The organism is Paenibacillus konkukensis (genome assembly GCF_023523925.1).
GTDB lineage: Bacteria > Bacillota > Bacilli > Paenibacillales > NBRC-103111 > Paenibacillus_S > Paenibacillus_S doosanensis.
On sequence record NZ_CP027059.1, the window covers coordinates 7,050,700 to 7,066,796 of the forward strand.

The following is a 16,097-nucleotide window of genomic DNA, read 5'->3' on the forward strand; positions in this document are numbered from 1 at the left end:
TATCGCTGTTTTTCTTCGCTTCCTGCGGGATCTTAATAATTCTTAAAGAATATTTAGTAAAAAATTGATAAAGCCCGATTACAATGGACAATGGATTGACAGAGAAAAAAGAGTGGGAGTGGAATCATGCGTATCGGAATTAAAGGTTTAGGAATGTTGGTAGCGGCGGTTTTGCTGGCAGGTGCCACTTGGTTCTCGTGGTTAGTATGGGGACAAGGGGGCTCCTCCGGCAAGATGCTGAACGAGGTGCGGAATAAAGCTGCCGGCGGGGCTTCCGATACTGCCAAGCAGCAGCCTCTGAAGGTCGTCGAATCCGTCCAAAAGCTGAAAGGCGAATACGACGTCATTGTCGCGGGGACAGATCCGGAAGGCGTAACGGCCGCCATTTCGGCGGCGCGCAGCGGGTTGAAGGTGCTGCTTGTCGACGGGCGCAACCGCGACATTCTCGGCGGGCTTATGACGATCGGCTGGCTGAATACGCTCGATCTGAACTACGCGCCGGAAGCTTCGATGATTCCGGGCAAGCATAACTTTTTGAATAAAGGGATATTTCAGGAATGGTACGATCAGGTTGAGGGCACTTCGTTCGATACGCATACGGCGGCGAATGTCTTTTACGATATGGTACGGCATGAGCCGAATATCGATTTGCTGATGAAGGTTAAAGAAATGAACCCGATTACGGAGCCGTCTGCATCCGGAAGCGGGAAGCGCGTCGCCGGGATCGAGCTGGTCAAAGCCGACGGCAGCAAGCAGACTGTGCGCGCCAAAGCGGTTATCGATGCGACGCAGGACGCGGATGTGGCCGCGGCGGCCGGAGTGCCCTTTACTTGGGGGCGGGAGGATATCGGGGACAAGCAGTCCCAGATGGCCGTAACGCTCGTCATGAAGCTGAGCGGAGTCACGCCGGAGGTTTGGCAGTCATTCGGCAAGCACAAGGATACCGGTATGGATGCGATGAGCGTCTGGGGATTCCCGGAGATGAAGGAGTACGCGTCGACGAATAAAGAGCGCGTGCGGATGCGCGGGTTGAACATCGGCAGACAAAATGACGGCACGATTCTCATTAATGCGATGCAAATTTTCGGCGTCGATCCGTTAAACCCGCAATCCGTTCAGGAAGGCATGGAAATCGGCCGCAAAGAAGCGCCGCATATCGTGCAGTATATGAAGGAGCATTTCAGCGAGTTTAAGGATTTGGAGCTGGCGGGAACGGCGCCGGAGCTGTATGTCCGGGAAAGCCGCCATATTCAGGGCGAATACCGTCTGACGATGGCCGATCTGCTCGACAACCGCGATCAATGGGATGCTATCGCTTACGGTTCCTACCAGGTCGATATTCAAAGCACCAATTATCAGGACCCGGGAGCGGTCATGATGCATCCGAAGCAGTACGCCGTACCGTTTCGCAGTCTGGTTCCCAAGCAGGTCGACGGTTTGCTTGTCGTCGGGCGCGCGGCCAGCTTCGATACGCTGCCGCACGGAAGCGCGCGGGTGATCCCGCTCGGAATGGCTACGGCACAAGCCGCCGGAGTTGCGGCGCAAACGGCCATCGAGAACAACATTTCCTTCCGCCAGCTCTCTCAATCGGCCGATGCGGTCAAGACGATGCAGGACAAGCTGCGGCAGCGGAAGGTGGAGCTGAGCATGCAAAAGTTCGACCCTCCCGCATATACGAAGCATAAGGCGTATCCCGGCCTGAAGGCGGCGGTCAGCATGTTCGCTACGACAGGCGGCTATGACAATATGCAGTGGAAGCTGGACGACAAATCGAATGCGCAGCGGTTTGTAAACAATATGCTGGCTGTGCGCAAGGCGCATCCCGATGCGTTCAAAGGCGAGCCGTCTGCAGCCCTCAAAGGAATGACCGATCCGGCCAAGCAGCCGTTAACGCTGGAACAAGCGGCTCTGACGCTGGGGAACGCTATGGGGCTGAAAACGCTGGAAGAAAAAACGATTCGGCATTTAACCGAGCGCGGATGGATTCGCCAGGAGACGATCAAGGCTATCGAACAGCCTGCCGCGTTGACTAACGGAGATGCGTTTATGCTGATTCGCGATATTGTTGCAACATTTGCCGGCAAAACTTACGAATAAAAAACGCCGTCAGACAGCGTTCGACAATTTCCACCTGTTTACAATTGCGGCAGCTTGCCCCACAATGGAATGGAGTACAAAATTTGGGAGGGATACCTTTGTCCAAAAAAATTCTCCTTATTACCGGCGACGCCGTAGAATCGCTGGAAGTGTATTATCCGTATTACCGGGTGCTGGAAGCCGGTTATGAAGCGGTGATCGCTTCTCCGAAGAAGAAGACGCTCAGAACCGTCGTGCATGATTTTGAAGGCTGGGATACTTATACCGAAAAGCCGGGATATCAGCTGGATTCGCATGTGTCGTTCGCCGACGTCAATCCGGAAGAGTTCGACGGACTTATTATCCCGGGCGGCAGAGCGCCGGAATATATTCGTCTGGACGAGCATGTGCCGCGTATTTTGGCCCATTTCTTCGAAGCGGGCAAGCCGGTCGGCGCGATCTGCCATGCGGCGCTTGTGCTCGGCGCGCTGAAGGACAAGTCTTATTTCGAAGGGCGCACGATGACCGCTTACACGGCCTGCCGGTTCGACGTCGAACAGCTGGGCGCGCGGTATACGGAGGAGACGCTGCATGTCGACGGCAATTTGGTCACCGGACATGCCTGGCCCGATCTGCCCGGATTCATGAGAGAATTTTTAAAACAGCTGGATTAGGAGCGAACGCCTGTCGTTATCCGCTCAATTGAATAGCGTCGGCTCGAGAGAAGCTTCTCTCCGGGGCCGGCGCTTTTTGCGTTCAAAAGCATGGTGAAAAAGTGGACGGATAGCCGATGGAGAGCTGCGTCAGCGTCAGCGGTCGCCGTACAACTGCCGGCCTGCTCCTTTAAAACATGGCGCTTAACGCCCCGACAGCCGCCGTCCCCAGCGCCAAATCCAGCATAGGAAGCCGAAGCTGCGCTGTCCAAGGTCTTAAAGCCGTCCGCTCGATATTCCGCCCATTCTCCCTCATCTGCATTTCCAGATCGAATATGTTCATCATAGGGTTCCACTCCTTTTTTTGTAATTTTGATTATAGCTGGATAAAGGTGAATAAAAAGTGTAGAATGTTACACAATTTCTTCATCTTTTTTGACCGGAGGTAGACATCATGTTAGAACAATATTACTTGACGATCCGCAGGCAGCTTCCGAATGCAACCGAAGGAGAGGAAGCGGAGGTAACGCTGCAGCAGCTTGCGGACTGGCTTCATTTTTCCGGCAGAAATGTCAATATTATATTGAAAAAAATGGAAGAATTGTCGTGGATTCGCTGGATACCGGGACGAGGCAGGGGGCATCGTTCCAGAATGGCGTTTCGGGTAACGCGCGAGTCATTGGTGTTGAAAATGGCGGAGGAGCATGTAGCCCGGGGCGATCTGCAGCAGGCTTTCGCCTGTATCGACGAGCATGCTTATTTGCCGTCGTTGCGAGACCAGTTCGTTTATTGGCTGGACAGCCACTTCGGCTACCGGCCGGAGCAGCATCACGAGGAGCGGACCGATACGCTGCGGATTCCGTATCATAAGCCGATTTTATGTATGGACCCAGCGTTCATCACCTTTGTCGTCGAGTCGCATATGGCCAAGCAAATTTTTGACGGCATCGTCCGGTACAACCATCACACTCGAACGATCGAGCCGCATATCGCGCATTTCTGGATTCGCAGCGAAGACGAGACCGAATGGATCTTTTATTTGCGCAAAGGCGTTTTGTTCCATCATGGACGCGAGTTGACGGCAAGGGATGTCAAGTTTTCGCTGGACCGCATCCGCGACGAGCATGTCGATTCGCCGTACAGATGGATGTTCCAGGACGTTGTGTGCATCGAAGCGCTGGACCGGTATGCGATCCGCATCCGTTTGGCTCAGCCCAACTCGCTGTTCTTGCATTTCCTCAGCTTTGACCGAGCCTCCATCGTGCCGGAGGATTTGGTGTCGTCGCAAGGGGCCGCTTTCAAGCGCCACCCCGTCGGTACAGGACCTTTTCAAGTCGTGCAGCATGATGCCAATATGTTCGTATGCGAAGCGTTCCCCCGGTATTTTGACAAAAGGGCGCATCTCGACCGGCTCGAAATATGGTACACGCCCGACCTGGAGTGCAAAGCGAGCGGGTATGAACGGACGATGTACCGGATTCGTACGCCCGGTGAGGAAGACTCCCACGAACGGTGGAATAAGGTCGAGATGATCTCGCGAGGCAGCAAAATGCTGACCTTCAATTTGCGAATGCAGGGCCCTCAAAGGCAGTTATGCTTCCGGCAGGCGGTCGTGCACGGCATTGACCGCAAGAAACTGGAACTGCTGCACACTCCCGAAGACGCCCGATTGGCGGATTGGTTCATATACGAACATCATCCGTCGGATCAAGAGACGCTGTATAACCCGCAGCTGGCACGGGAGCTGCTTCGGCAAAGCGGATATGACGGAGAGGAGCTGGTGCTCGGGGCGTCGCAAGCCTATCTCGAGGAAGCGGGGGCGCTGGCGGCGCTGTTCGCGGAGATGGGCGTCAACGTTTGCGTCCAGACGCTGGACAACGATTCCTGCGGCCGCATCAAGGGGGGCAGACGAAGCCATATGTGCCTGGGCACGATCATTTTGGACGATGATCTTGTATTGTCGGTGATCGAGTTGTTTATGGCCGATAACAGCCTCGTGCACCGGCATTTAAGCGACGAATTGCTGCAAGAGATGCGTCCGCTGTTTCAGCAGATTTACGCTGCGGAATGCGAGTCGGGTCCGGGCGGGCAAAGCGAGGGGCTAAAGCGGCTGGAGAAGCTGGTCAAGAGCCGGGCTGCGGTGTTTTTCCTGTATCATTGGCAGCAAAGAACGCTGTATCATCCGTCGCTGCGCGGCGTATCGCTCAATGCGCTGGGGTGGGTTCCGTTTCGGGATGTCTGGTTCGAGCCGGTTTCGCTGGAACCAACGAACTTTTCGGCGGCATTTTAGGCGCGGATGGGGATACGGCTGCTCAATTGTTAGGTCATATAAGACGCGGCTTGGAATGATGTAACATAAAAATATGGATTTGACCCATATATCATGTATTAATTTATATTAATACGCACTATTGAAAATATATATTGTGTATGATATCGTGTGTATTAGTGAATTCATACCACATCATTCCAAAGCAGTTCAATTATGTGACGGGAGGAACCAGCATGTTGAGAGTAGTGCCGTTTGAGATGGGAAATGCCAGTATGAAGCAGCTGTTAGGGGGAAAGGGAGCGAATCTTGCCGAGATGACGAGAGTCGGGCTGCCGGTGCCGCCGGGGTTTACGATAACGACGGACGTATGCCGCGCTTATTACGCCGCAGGCGGTACGATGCCGGAAGGCTTGTTCCCGGAGGTGCAGGAGGCGATGCGCCGGCTGGAGCAAGCGAAGGGCGAACGGTTCGGCGATACCGAACGTCCGCTGCTTGTTTCGGTCCGCTCCGGTTCGGTAACGTCGATGCCGGGGATGATGGATACGATCCTCAACCTCGGGCTGAACGACGAGACGGTGGAAGGGCTGGCACGGTCTACGGGCGACGCTCGCTTCGCCTATGATTGCTACCGCCGTCTGATCCAAATGTTCGGCAATGTCGTGTTCGATCTGGAAGGATACCATTTTGAATTCCTTCTTCAGCGCATGAAGCAGCGGCTTGGCGTCGAATCGGACCATCAAGTGACGGCGGAAGGCTGGCTCTCCCTCATCGGCGAATACCAGGGCATTATTCTCAAATATGCCGGGCGCGCCTTCCCCCAGCAGGTCGATGAGCAGCTGGAGCTGGCCGTGGAGGCGGTGTTCCGTTCGTGGAACAATCATCGCGCGCAAATATACCGCAATATTCACCGCATTCCCGATGAGCAGGGGACGGCGGTCAATATTCAATCTATGGTGTTCGGCAATATGGGGGCGGATTGCGGCACCGGGGTCGTGTTTACCCGCAACCCGTCAACAGGCGAGCGGACGTTGTACGGCGAGTTTCTGATGAATGCGCAGGGCGAGGACGTCGTCGCCGGAGTGCGTACGCCGAAGCCGATCGTGAAGCTTCAGGAAGAGCAGCCTGAAGCTTACGGGCAGCTGATCGCGGCCGCCCAGAAGCTGGAAGGGCACTACCGCGATATGCAGGATATCGAGTTTACGGTAGAGCGCGGCAAGCTGTACTTGCTGCAGACGCGCAGCGGCAAACGAACGGCGCAGGCCGCCGTCCGGCTGGCGGTCGCCTTCGTAGGCGAAGGCGTAATTACGCGCGAGGAAGCGATTCAGCGCATCGAGCCGTTCCATCTCGATCAGCTGCTGCATCGCGCGATCGATCCGTCCTGCAGGCCGGACGTGCTGGCTTCCGGCCTGCCTGCTTCGCCGGGCGCAGCCGCCGGGCAAGCCGTGTTCGACGCCGACACGGCGGAAGCCTGGGCGCGCGCCGGGAAGAAGGTCATTCTCGTGCGGTCGGAGACGACGCCCGAAGACATTCACGGCGTGCTTGCCGCCGAGGGAGTGCTTACGAGCCGCGGCGGCATGACGAGCCACGCCGCCGTGGTCGCCCGCGGGATGGGCAAGCCGTGCGTATGCGGCTGCGAGGCCATCCGCTTGGGCGAGCGGGCCTTCGAGGTCGCCCAAGCGGACCAGGTCGCGGCGACGATCGCCGAAGGCGAGTGGATCTCGATTGACGGCGCCACCGGGCGCGTCATTCGCGGGGTTGTGCAGCTGCGGGAGCCTGAGCTGACGGCAGAGCTGGAGCAGCTGCTCTCGTGGGCGGACGAGATTCGCCGCCTCGCGGTGTACACGAACGCGGACACGCCGGAGGATGCGGCCAAAGCCCGCGGCTTCGGTGCGGAAGGGATCGGCTTATGCCGCACCGAGCATATGTTTATGTCTCCCGACCGCATACCGGTCGTAAGGGGAATGATCCTTGCCGAGCGCCCCGAAGAGCGGGCGGAGGCGCTGCGGGAGCTGCTGCCGATGCAGCAGAGCGACTTCGAAGGCCTCTTCCGCGCGATGGACGGCCTGCCGGTGACAATCCGGCTGCTCGACCCGCCGCTGCACGAGTTTTTGCCGAATCTGGAGGAGCTGGCGGTCCTTCGCTCGCAGCTAACGCTGCGGCAGGATGCGGATGAAGAGGAGCTGCAGCGGGTCGAGAGGCTGCTGCGCAAGGTGCGCAGCCTGCATGAGATGAACCCGATGCTCGGTACCCGTGGATGCCGTCTCGGCTTGATCCATCCCGAAATTTACGAGATGCAGGCGGAGGCGATCTTCCGCGCGGCGCTGCACTGCTCGGAACAAGGTATTGACGTGCGTCCGGATATCATGATCCCGCTCATCGGCCATGCGAGCGAGCTTAAGCTGATGCGGGAGCTGGTCGACCGCGCGGCTTCCGAGGCATTGGGCTCCAGGCCGTGTCCCTTCACTTACCGCGTAGGCACGATGATTGAGGTTCCGCGAGCGGCGATCACTGCGGCGAGCATAGCCCGACATGCCGATTTTTTTTCCTTCGGCACCAACGATTTGACCCAGATGACGCTCGGCTACAGCCGCGACGACGCGGAAGGCAAGTTCCTTTCGCATTATGTGGAGCATAAGCTGCTGCCGGCCAATCCGTTCCAGGTGCTTGATCAGGAGGGCGTTGGAATGCTGATTCGCTGGGCGGCCGGGCAGGGCAGAGCGGTAAAGCCGCAGCTGAAAATGGGAGTATGCGGCGAACACGGCGGGGATAAGGAATCGATCTTCTTCTGCCATGCCGAAGGGCTCGACTATGTGAGCTGTTCGCCTTACCGGGTTCCTCTGGCGAGAATTGCCGCTGCCCAAGCCGCGCTGACCATGGCTTACGGCGAAGCGACCGATCATGAGGCTTCTGCGCAGCAGCATTCGGCTTATTCCGCCTAACGTCTGTGCGGTCGCGCATTATAATTTTTTGGTAAAATGGAAATAATGACTAATCCACTCGGATATACAGATGATGGCTAAGCGAGGTGCTGCAGGTTGGAAAGAACATTGTTAATGGTGAAACCGGACGGGGTACAGCGCGGATTGATCGGAAAGATCGTACAACGGTTCGAAGATAAAGGTTTTCAATTGATCGGCGCGAAGCTGATGCAAGTATCGGAGGAGCTGGCGCAAACCCATTATGCCGAGCATGCCAGCAAACCTTTTTACGGGGAATTGGTCGATTTCATTACCTCCGGCCCCGTGTTTGCGATGGTATGGCAGGGCGAACAGATTGTGGCCCTCTCCCGTTCGATGATGGGCAAGACGAGACCGCCGGAGGCGGCTCCAGGTACGATTCGCGGCGATTTTGCCGTCCGTACCGAGAGCAACGTCATTCACGGCTCGGATTTGCCGGAAAGCGCGGAGCGAGAAATTGCGCTCTTTTTCAAACCGGAGGAGCTAGTCGTCTACGATCATGTCATCCAAAAATGGCTGTAAGCGGCGGGCTGCAACAATGGGAAGCTCCCGGTTCTTCGGAGCCGGGAGCTAAACTATTATTAACCAAAGATTAATAATAAAAAGATGTACTTACTAGAATTAATCATTATTTGATAGAAATAGAATGTAAATAAAAGTAAGTTGACATATACTTCGAGAATGGATTACACTAAGCAAGGCTTACAATTTCATACGAAAAAATGTACTTCTTATTTAGAGTGGCGGAGGGATAAGGCCCGATGAAGCCCGGCAACCGTTCCAGCAGGATGACCGAATGTGCGCGATGTCATGCGTGCCATTTGCGGAACCATCCGTGGAAGTCCGGTGCCAATTCCTTCGGAGCGCGCATAGCGGGTTCCGGGAGATGAGAGGACGCACGAATGAAGACCAACTCTGTTCGCTTGCGTTCAGGGTTTTTTTGTCGTTAAGGAAAGGGGCGGCCGCCTTAGTTCACATAAATAGGATGGATGCACTTTGGGGGCCTCGTGAAACGGAAAGAAGGTGAAAGCGATGATTGAGTTACGGCAAATTAATAAAACGTACGGCTCCGGCGCAGGGGTTGTTCAAGCATTGAAGGATATCGATCTGACGGTGCGCAAAGCGGAAATTTTCGGCATTATCGGGCATTCGGGAGCCGGGAAAAGCACGCTGATCCGCACGATCAATTTGCTTGAGCGGCCGACATCGGGTCAAGTTATGGTGGACGGAACGGACATTACGTCGTTGCCTCATCATCGGCTTCAGGAGCGGCGGCGCTCGATCGGAATGATTTTTCAACATTTCAATCTGCTGTCGTCGTTATCGGTGCATGACAATATCGCTTTTCCGCTGCGCTTGTCCAAGCAGCCGAAGGCGGAGACGGAGCGGCGCGTGAAGGAGCTGATCGGGCTCGTCGGGCTGGAAGATCATGCCGATAAGCATCCCGCTCAATTGTCCGGGGGCCAAAAGCAGCGGGTAGGCATAGCGCGTGCGCTGGCGACGAATCCGAAGGTATTGTTATGCGATGAAGCGACATCGGCGCTGGACCCGCAAACGACGCAATCGATTCTTGCGCTGCTGCTGGAAATTAACCGCAAACTTCATATTACGATCGTGCTTATTACCCACGAGATGCAGGTGATACGCGCCATATGCGATCGGGTGGCCGTGCTGGACGGCGGAATGATTGTCGAATCGGGGGACGTCGCCAGCGTCTTCTTGAAGCCTCAGCACCGCACGACCAAAGACTTTGTCGCGCAAGCGTCGGACGGTTCCGAAGCTTATGCCGGACTCATCGACAAGGAAAGAGGGAAGCGGACGCAGGTGAAAATTACGTTCATCGGCAAGCAAACTTACGAACCCGTGCTCTATGAAACGATGAAAGAAATGAATGTGCCGTTTGCGATATTGCAAGGGACGATCTCCCGCTTGAAGGATACGCCTTACGGCCAATTGATCGTGGAGCTTCACGCCGCCGGCGAAGAAGCGGACAGGACTTTGACGGCGCTGCGGGATCAAGGGCTTGATGTGGAGGTGCTGACCGTTGGATAAGCCGTCTTTTTGGGATTTGGATTGGGAGGAGATTGGCCGGGCTTGCCTCGATACTTTGACGATGCTGGGCGCTTCGACGTTTTTTACCGTGCTTATCGGATTGCCGCTGGGCATATTGTTATTTTTGACCTCGGGCGGGCAGCTGCTGCAGCAGAAGGCATTATACGGTATCTTATCTTTCGTAGTGAACGTGCTTCGCTCGGTTCCGTTCGTCATTTTGATGATTGTGATCATTCCGTTTACGAAGCTGCTGGTCGGCACCTCGATCGGCGTGCCCGGCGCGATTCCTCCGCTGGTCATCGGGGCGGCGCCGTTCTTTGCCCGATTGGTGGAGACTTCGCTTAGAGAAGTGGACCGCGGCGTCATTGAAGCGGCCCAGTCGATGGGGGCTACTTACAATCAGATTGTAGGGAAGGTGCTTTTGCGGGAAGCGAGGCCGGGGCTCATTGCAGCGATTACGATTACGGCCGTTACGCTGGTTTCCTATACCGCTATGTCCGGAGTCATCGGGGGCGGAGGGCTGGGGGATTTGGCGATTCGCTACGGGTATCAGCGGTTTCAGACGAACGTGATGATCGTGACCGTCGTTATTTTGGTCGTGCTCGTTCAAGTGCTGCAAATGCTTGGAGACCGGCTCGTACGGAGTTATCAGCGGAAATAGAAGGGCGTCCTTCTATAGACGTGTTTCTTATATAAACAAATACATGGATTGGCGGAGGGAACATACTTATGAAAAAAGCAATGGTATCTGTATTATCCGTTGTGCTTGCTTTGACGATGGCAGCTTGCGGCTCGAAGCCGGCGGCTCCCGCCGAGTCTTCTGCAAACGGCGCGGCAGCGGGCGGGGCGGCGAAGGAAGTCACGCTGAAGGTCGGAGCGACAGCCGTGCCGCACGCGGAAATTTTGAATTCGGTGAAGGCGAAATTGAAGGAACAGGGAGTCAATCTGGAAATTAAGGAATTTACCGATTATGTGCAGCCTAACGTGCAGGTGGCCGAGAAGCAGCTGGACGCGAACTTTTTCCAGCATACGCCTTATCTGGAGCAGCAAAACAAAGACAAAGGCTTCAACCTGGTGAAAGTAACCGGCGTGCACATCGAGCCTTTCGGCGGCTATTCCCAGAAGATTAAAAAAATCGACGAGCTGAAGGACGGCGCCACCGTCGCCATTCCGAACGATCCGTCCAACGGAGGCCGGGCGCTCGCTTTGCTGGAGAAAAACAAGCTGATCAAGCTGAAAGACGGCGTAGGCGTCAACGGTACGGTGAAAGATATCGTCGACAATCCGAAAAAGCTGAACATCAAGGAGCTGGAAGCCGCGATGCTGCCGCGGGTGCTGGGCGAAGTCGACTTGGCGCTGATCAACACCAACTATGCGCTTGAAGCGAAGCTGACGCCGACCAAGGACGCGCTGTTCATCGAAGACAGCAATTCGCCTTACGTGAACATCTTGGTCGCCCGCCCCGATAACAAAGATTCCGATGCGATCCAGAAGCTGGCCAAAGCTTTGAACTCCGAGGAAGTAAGAACATTCATTAACAGCAAATATAACGGAGCGGTTGTGCCGGCGTTTTAAGCAGGAGCAGGCGAGAGAGACGGGACCTTGACAGACGCCCGTCTCTTTTCGGTATGTTCGTTCGTCGGGACGTGAGCGGGGTTTGAAGTTTTACGTGAAATTGGTTACATTTGTTATGCAGACAGGTGTTACAGGATGGAAGCGGCGGCCCTGCGAGGTGCAGCGTTTTTTCTAATAATAAGGAGTGATGGACCGATGAGAGATCCGAGATTAAAGGTGTTTGCGCATAATTTGATCCGCTATTCCGTAAATCTTCAGCCCGGCGAGCATATTTTACTGGAAATGATCGGCCTGCCCGATCAAGAATTGACCAAATGTCTCATTGAGGAAGTGCATGCGGCCGGAGGGCATCCGCATATCGAGCTGCGCGATCCCGCCGTTACCCGCAGCTTGATGCTGCACGGCACGAAGGAGCAGTTCCAAATGCTGAAGGAGCTGGAGCTTGAGCGGATGAAGCGGATGCAGGCTTATATCGGCATGCGCAGCGGCAGCAATATTACGGAAACGTCGGACGTGCCGGAAGCGCAGATGAAGCTTTACGTAACCGAGTACCAGCGGCCGGTGACCGATCAGCGCGTCAATCATACCAAATGGTGCGTGATGCGTTACCCGAATCCTTCGATGGCTCAGCTTGCCAATACGAGCACCGAAGCGTTCGAAGATTTTTACTTTCAGGTGTGCAATCTCGATTACAGCAAAATGGGCGGCGCTATGGAAGCGCTCGTCAGCCTGATGAACCGTACCGATAAGGTGCGCCTCGTCTCTCCCGGCACGGATTTAACCTTCTCCATCAAAGATATTCCGGCGATTCCTTGTGCAGGCAAAAATAATATCCCCGACGGCGAAGTGTTTACCGCACCGGTGAAAACATCCGTTAACGGCGTATTGTCCTACAATACCCCTACGATTTATCAGGGAACGTCGTTCGAGAATGTGGTGCTGCGGTTCGAAAACGGCAAAATTATTGAAGCGACAAGCAACAATACGAAGAAGCTGAACGAAATTCTCGATACCGACGACGGCGCAAGATACATAGGCGAATTCGCGATCGGCGTGAATCCGTACATCAAATATCCGATGAAAGATATATTGTTCGATGAAAAAATCGACGGCAGCATTCATTTCACCCCGGGCAACGCTTATGAGGAAGCGGATAACGGCAACCGTTCTTCCGTTCACTGGGATATGGTGCTCATCCAGCGGCCTGAGTTCGGCGGCGGAGAACTGTACTTCGACGACAAGCTGATCCGTAAGGATGGACGCTTCGTCATTGCGGAGCTGGAGCAGCTGAACCCGGAATATCTGATGTAGCGGCGTCGAACGAATGGAAGCGGCGACGGCCGCTTGCCGAATAGAGCGAAGCAAGACCGGAACTGCAGCTTGATGCGGTCCGGTCTTTTTTGTTGTTTAGGAAATGATGCGCAGCCATATCCTGTGGATATCCGTGGTCTCCCCCGAAAGTAATGTCTAACCATAGAACGATCCCAGAGGAAGGGTTAGACGCCGATCCAGCTTAGGCTGGATGCGGACGGAATAAGCTTCAGAGCATCGCGTCACTACCCTGGAAATTACTCTTGGTACCCCATTTCCATTGTCTGTGGTGCCGCGTAGCGGCATGGATGGCTTTTGGGGGATTTGTTCCGCTTCCGTGCGCCGTGGGCATCCCGCTGCGCTTTTTGCGGAGCCCTCCCGCAGAGAAGGGGATGACTTCGTCATCTTGATAGGCTTGAAATCCGGGGACAAAAGTGAACGCTGCGCTTCTCCGGATTGCCTTCGCTGACGACGGCTGTTTTTTCAACGGACCCTCTAAAAGGGTGATGGAACAATCCGCTGCGATGCCATTTGATCTTACAATCGCTGTTGTAATTTTGAATGGTTGTCGCCGATTTTTTAAGAGAAAATCCGTCTGCAAAGGCGAGCACTAACGCAGTACACTCGCAACGGACACAGCGGCCGTTATATCTACCCTATCGGCCATTTTGGATTTCTAACGGACACAGATGCAGCTATTTGTTGACAATGCCGCCTTAGAAAGCAATTCGGAGCTATGTAAGCGCTATGACGTCCGTTACGTTTAAAAAGCATCCGTTTGCGACGACTTTAGCTCCCTCATGTCCGTTAAAAGTAGAAACGGTTCGACTCCTATTTTCTATCCGTTTTCAAAGCGAACCAGCTACTTGCCGGCCCATTTGCGGTACTGCAGCGGCGACATGCCGCATACCGATTTGAAGATGCGGCCGAAATGGGTGCTGCTGTCGAAGCCGACCTTCTCCGTAATGTCGGTGACCGACATGCGCGACGATTTGAGCAGCTGCTGAGCTTCCTGCACGCGCAGGCTGTTCACGTACTCGATGACGCCGAACCCGGTTACTTCTTTATAGATGCGGCACAAGTAATACGGGCTGATATGAAAATGTGCGGACAGTCCTTTCAGCGACATCGGCTCGCGGAAATGCTCGTTAATATATTTCACGATATCCGATACTTTGCGGTGCAGCGTGGTCGGATGATCGGATACTTTGCTGCGGCTGTCCGACTGCTCGATATGCCGCTGAATCATGAGCAGCAGCTCGCCCAGCAGCAGCCTCATATAGCCTTCGGTGCCGCTCTCCTGTTGTTTTTGCTCGCGGAGCATCTTCTCCATAACCGATTCGACCGCGATCAGCTCGCGCGCATCCGGGTGAAGCACCGGCCCTTCCTCGAATACGTTCAGCAGCCCGGGCAGCATCGACTGAACCGGTTCCACGAACGAATCGCGGAAATTGATTAATATCCGCTCATGCTGCGGGGAGCCGGCTTCCATCGTTTTATGCAGCACATTAGGCTGAATCAGCACCAGATCGCCTTTTTTCACATGATATGACCGTTCTTTAATGAAATAAAATCGCTCGCCCGCGCGCATATAATAAATTTCGTACGAATCATGGGAATGATTTTGTTTCATGTTGAACGTATCGGTGCGTATCGAATGATGCAGATGAAAGCCGTCTTTTTCGGAGAAGGAAAAGCCCTTCTCCGGCAGCGTGCCTTGGGGCGGCAGCGGTTTCATATTCTGGCGACCTCCTTAAGAGTCCGATAGAAGCGGAATGATAGAATGTGCAAAATATGTTGAAAAAATAAAATGTAAGCAATTTTCGTGCTGTTTTCGTATATTTATTGCGCTATACTCACAATAACACAGACAAGGGAGGAAATATAGATGTCACGTAAACGTTATGCACTCGTAGGCACGGGAGGAAGAGCAAGCTTCTTCTACACTTCCATCGCCCGCGATTATAAAGAAACATCCGAATTGGTCGCTTTCTGCGATATTAACCAAACCCGGATGAATGTAGCCAACCAAAAACTGGAGCCGTTCGGCGTTGGACCGCTTCCTACTTATAAATCTAGCGATTTCGACCGGATGATCGAGGAGCAGAAGCCGGATATCGTGATCGTAACGACGGTGGACCGCACGCATCATACGTACATTATCCGCGCTATGGAGCTTGGCTGCGACGTCATTACGGAGAAACCGATGACGGTCGACGAGGTGAAATGCCAGGAAATTCTCGATGCGATCAAACGGACAGGCCGCAACGTACGCGTCACGTTCAACTATCGCTATTCTCCGCACAATACGAAAATCCGCGAGCTGATTATGGACGGAGCCATCGGCGACGTTCACTCGGTTCACTTCGAATGGCTGCTGAACACGAAGCACGGCGCGGACTACTTCCGCCGTTGGCATCGCGACAAGCGCAACAGCGGCGGCTTGCTCGTGCACAAATCGACGCATCACTTCGATCTGGTCAATTTCTGGCTCGGCACGCAGCCGAAGACGGTATTCGCCTTGGGCGATCTGATGTTCTACGGACGCGAAAACGCCGAGAAGCGCGGCGTCACCGAGTTTTATTCCCGCGCTTACGGCAGCGAGTATGCCAAGAACGATCCGTTCGCGCTGCATTTGGAGGAAAATGAGAACCTCAAATCGATGTATCTCGATGCGGAAAAAGAAGACGGCTACTTCCGCGACCAAAGCGTCTTCGGCGACGGCATCAATATCGAGGACACGATGGGCGTCATGGTCAAATATCGCAACAATGCGATTCTGACTTACTCGCTGTACGCTTATGCGCCTTGGGAAGGATTCCGCGTCTGCTTCAACGGCAGCAAAGGCCGCATCGAAATGAACGTCGTGGAGTCTTCCTATGTCAATTCCGGCGGCGAGCAAGCGCTCGAAGGAGCGGTGAAAGGGAAGAAAATTACCGTATTCCCGATGTTCGACGCGCCGTATGACGTTAAGGTTGAGGAAACGAAGGGCGGCCACGGCGGCGGCGATCCGGTGCTCCTGAACGATTTGTTCGGCGTGAAAGCTCCGGACCGCTTCAACCGCGCGGCTTCGCATGTGGACGGAGCGATGTCGATCCTTACCGGCATTGCGGGCAACCAGTCGCTTCGCACGGGTCTTCCGGTGCAGGTGGCCAATCTGGTGTCGTTCGACTAATTATTACTCGATCATTCATAGCGCAG

General features: G+C 54.7%; 12 protein-coding genes and 1 riboswitch. Of the genes, 10 read left to right on the plus strand and 2 right to left on the minus strand.

Features of this window, described 5'->3' with window-relative positions; translation table 11 throughout:
* Nucleotides 1–126 precede the first annotated feature (126 nt).
* Nucleotides 127–2,097, plus strand: a complete 1,971-nt coding sequence (locus tag SK3146_RS30635; protein ID WP_249862339.1) for an FAD-dependent oxidoreductase — start codon at nt 127–129, stop codon at nt 2,095–2,097.
* A gap of 98 nt (nt 2,098–2,195) precedes the next feature.
* The gene (locus tag SK3146_RS30640) at nt 2,196–2,750 is read left to right on the plus strand and encodes a DJ-1/PfpI family protein (RefSeq protein ID WP_249862340.1); all 555 of its coding nucleotides are present in this window, start codon (nt 2,196–2,198) and stop codon (nt 2,748–2,750) included.
* Nucleotides 2,751–2,919: 169 nt separating this feature from the next.
* Here SK3146_RS30640 and SK3146_RS30645 read toward each other — a convergent pair whose 3' ends face one another.
* Nucleotides 2,920–3,075: a hypothetical protein gene (locus SK3146_RS30645; RefSeq protein WP_249862341.1), complete on the minus strand. Its 156-nt coding sequence runs from the start codon at nt 3,073–3,075 to the stop codon at nt 2,920–2,922.
* 108 nt (nt 3,076–3,183) lie between these two features.
* On the opposite strand from SK3146_RS30645, the gene SK3146_RS30650 reads away from it, so the two are divergent.
* The 7 genes from SK3146_RS30650 to SK3146_RS30680 all read left to right on the plus strand — a co-directional run bounded on the left by SK3146_RS30650 (nt 3,184) and on the right by SK3146_RS30680 (nt 12,896).
* Nucleotides 3,184–5,019: an ABC transporter substrate-binding protein gene (locus SK3146_RS30650; RefSeq protein WP_249862342.1), complete on the plus strand. Its 1,836-nt coding sequence runs from the start codon at nt 3,184–3,186 to the stop codon at nt 5,017–5,019.
* A gap of 215 nt (nt 5,020–5,234) precedes the next feature.
* Nucleotides 5,235–7,940 carry a pyruvate, phosphate dikinase gene (gene ppdK / locus SK3146_RS30655; RefSeq protein WP_249862343.1) on the plus strand — a complete coding sequence of 902 codons (2,706 nt, stop codon included), beginning with the start codon at nt 5,235–5,237 and terminating at the stop codon, nt 7,938–7,940.
* A gap of 96 nt (nt 7,941–8,036) precedes the next feature.
* On the plus strand, nt 8,037–8,480 hold the full coding sequence (gene ndk, locus SK3146_RS30660) for a nucleoside-diphosphate kinase (protein ID WP_249862344.1): 444 nt from the start codon (nt 8,037–8,039) through the stop codon (nt 8,478–8,480).
* A gap of 206 nt (nt 8,481–8,686) precedes the next feature.
* Nucleotides 8,687–8,851: riboswitch (SAM riboswitch) on the plus strand.
* A 139-nt stretch (nt 8,852–8,990) separates the two neighbouring features.
* Nucleotides 8,991–10,010: a methionine ABC transporter ATP-binding protein gene (locus SK3146_RS30665; RefSeq protein ID WP_249862345.1), complete on the plus strand. Its 1,020-nt coding sequence runs from the start codon at nt 8,991–8,993 to the stop codon at nt 10,008–10,010.
* On the plus strand, nt 10,003–10,671 hold the full coding sequence (locus tag SK3146_RS30670) for a methionine ABC transporter permease (protein ID WP_249862346.1): 669 nt from the start codon (nt 10,003–10,005) through the stop codon (nt 10,669–10,671). The genes SK3146_RS30665 and SK3146_RS30670 overlap by 8 nt, the downstream gene beginning before the upstream one ends.
* Before the next feature lie 68 nt (nt 10,672–10,739).
* A complete protein-coding gene (locus SK3146_RS30675; protein WP_249862347.1) occupies nt 10,740–11,585 on the plus strand; it encodes a MetQ/NlpA family ABC transporter substrate-binding protein in 846 nt (281 codons plus the stop codon).
* Between the two features lie 195 nt (nt 11,586–11,780).
* Entirely contained in the window at nt 11,781–12,896 is a 1,116-nt protein-coding gene (locus SK3146_RS30680) for an aminopeptidase (protein WP_249862348.1), read from the plus strand.
* A gap of 862 nt (nt 12,897–13,758) precedes the next feature.
* On the opposite strand, the gene SK3146_RS30685 is transcribed toward SK3146_RS30680, so the two are convergent.
* Nucleotides 13,759–14,634 (minus strand): AraC family transcriptional regulator, encoded by an 876-nt coding sequence (locus SK3146_RS30685; RefSeq protein ID WP_249862349.1) that lies wholly within the window; start codon nt 14,632–14,634, stop codon nt 13,759–13,761.
* 150 nt (nt 14,635–14,784) lie between these two features.
* Here SK3146_RS30685 and SK3146_RS30690 point away from each other — a divergent pair, with 150 nt between their 5' ends.
* Nucleotides 14,785–16,071: a Gfo/Idh/MocA family protein gene (locus SK3146_RS30690; RefSeq protein WP_249862350.1), complete on the plus strand. Its 1,287-nt coding sequence runs from the start codon at nt 14,785–14,787 to the stop codon at nt 16,069–16,071.
* Nucleotides 16,072–16,097 lie beyond the last annotated feature (26 nt).